This is a genomic window from Acinetobacter sp. GRABPA_MV_2 (assembly GCF_056725885.1).
This window is the reverse complement of record NZ_JBWZNA010000056.1, coordinates 1-1,309: the sequence shown is the minus strand read 5'-3', so window position 1 is coordinate 1,309 and position 1,309 is coordinate 1. Positions and strand designations below refer to the sequence as shown.

General features: G+C 41.0%; 1 protein-coding gene and 1 other annotated feature. The gene reads right to left on the bottom strand.

Annotated features, from left to right (window positions below; translation table 11 throughout):
• Positions 1–39: 39 nt before the first annotated feature.
• Positions 40–1,259, bottom strand: a protein-coding gene (locus ACXM0J_RS18755; RefSeq protein WP_085944009.1) for an IS3-like element ISAba34 family transposase whose coding sequence is annotated in 2 segments (ribosomal slippage) — positions 40–983 and positions 983–1,259 — 1,221 coding nt in all. Because the reading frame shifts where the segments join, the coding sequence is not laid out codon by codon here.
• Positions 868–984 (bottom strand) — a sequence feature (AL1L pseudoknot). It overlaps the preceding gene by 117 nt.
• Positions 1,260–1,309: the final 50 nt, after the last annotated feature.

Genomic DNA, 1,309 nt, shown 5'->3' with positions numbered 1-1,309 from the left:
TGAACCGTACCGGGTTTGTCGGAGACATTTTTATTTAAGTTAGGCCACGTGACCTAACGGGTTAATCTTATCATAGTACATTGCTTCAAACTCAAAAGGCGATACATAACCCAATGCGCTGTGTACACGCTTTTTGTTGAACCAATCTACCCAATTTAATGTCGCAAGTTGTACATCCGCTAAACCTTGCCAGTCTGCTTTTAAATATTCAATCACCTCTGTTTTGTATAACCCATTCACTGTTTCAGCCAAAGCGTTATCGTATGAATCACCGGTCGTACCGACTGATGCTCGTAAATTTGCTGCTTCTAAACGATTGGTATAGCGAATTGAAAGATATTGAACACCTCTATCTGAATGATGAATCACATTCTTAGGCATACCTCGGTCATGCAATGCTTGCTCTAGTGCATCGAGCACCATGTCTGTATTCATACGTGTTGATACTTTCCATCCAACAATCGCTCGTGAGAACACATCAATAATAAAGGCGGTATAGACCCAGCCTGAATGAGTTTGAATATACGTGAAGTCACCGACCCATAGTTGGTTTGGATAATCAGCAGTAAAATTACGTTTCACTAAATCATCCGCTCTTTTTTGATCATCTCGGCTACGGGTGGTGTATTTATTCTTCCCACGCCAAACACCCTGTATACCTAGCTTCTTCATCAAGCGAACCACTGTACAGCGTGCAATAACATAACCTTCACGTTTCAGTTGTTGCCAAACTTTACGTACACCATATCGACCTGAACTTTCTTTCCAAATTCGTTTAATTTGTTCAGCATGATGCAAATCATGTAGATCTCGCTTTGCTCGATGTTCTGGGTTTTCAGCAATATCTAGTGTTCGATAATAGGTAGAAGCTGAGATCGGTAAAATCCTACAAATCGCCTCAACACCATATAACGCCTTATTGTTATGGATGAAATCCACCATTATTTGTGTGGGCGGTCGAGCTCCGCCTGGGCGAAAAAAGCGGCTGCTTTACGCAGAATTTCATTGGCACGCTTTAATTCTTTGATTTCACGTTCCATTTGCTTCATTTTTTCTTGATCAGAGATCTGTTGTACTTTGATAGGATTTTGCTCATCTAAATGCTTTTGATGCCAAGCACGAAGTGTTTCAGGAGTACAACCAATCTTAGGCGCAATAGCTGTGATCGCAGCCCAATTAGATGGATAGTCTTTTTCAGATTCAATCAATAATTGAACCGCTCTTTCTCTGATTTCAGGGGTATATTTTAATTTGGTCATCGGAACATTCTCTCAGAATACTGAGTCTCCGACAAACCCGGTACGGTTCA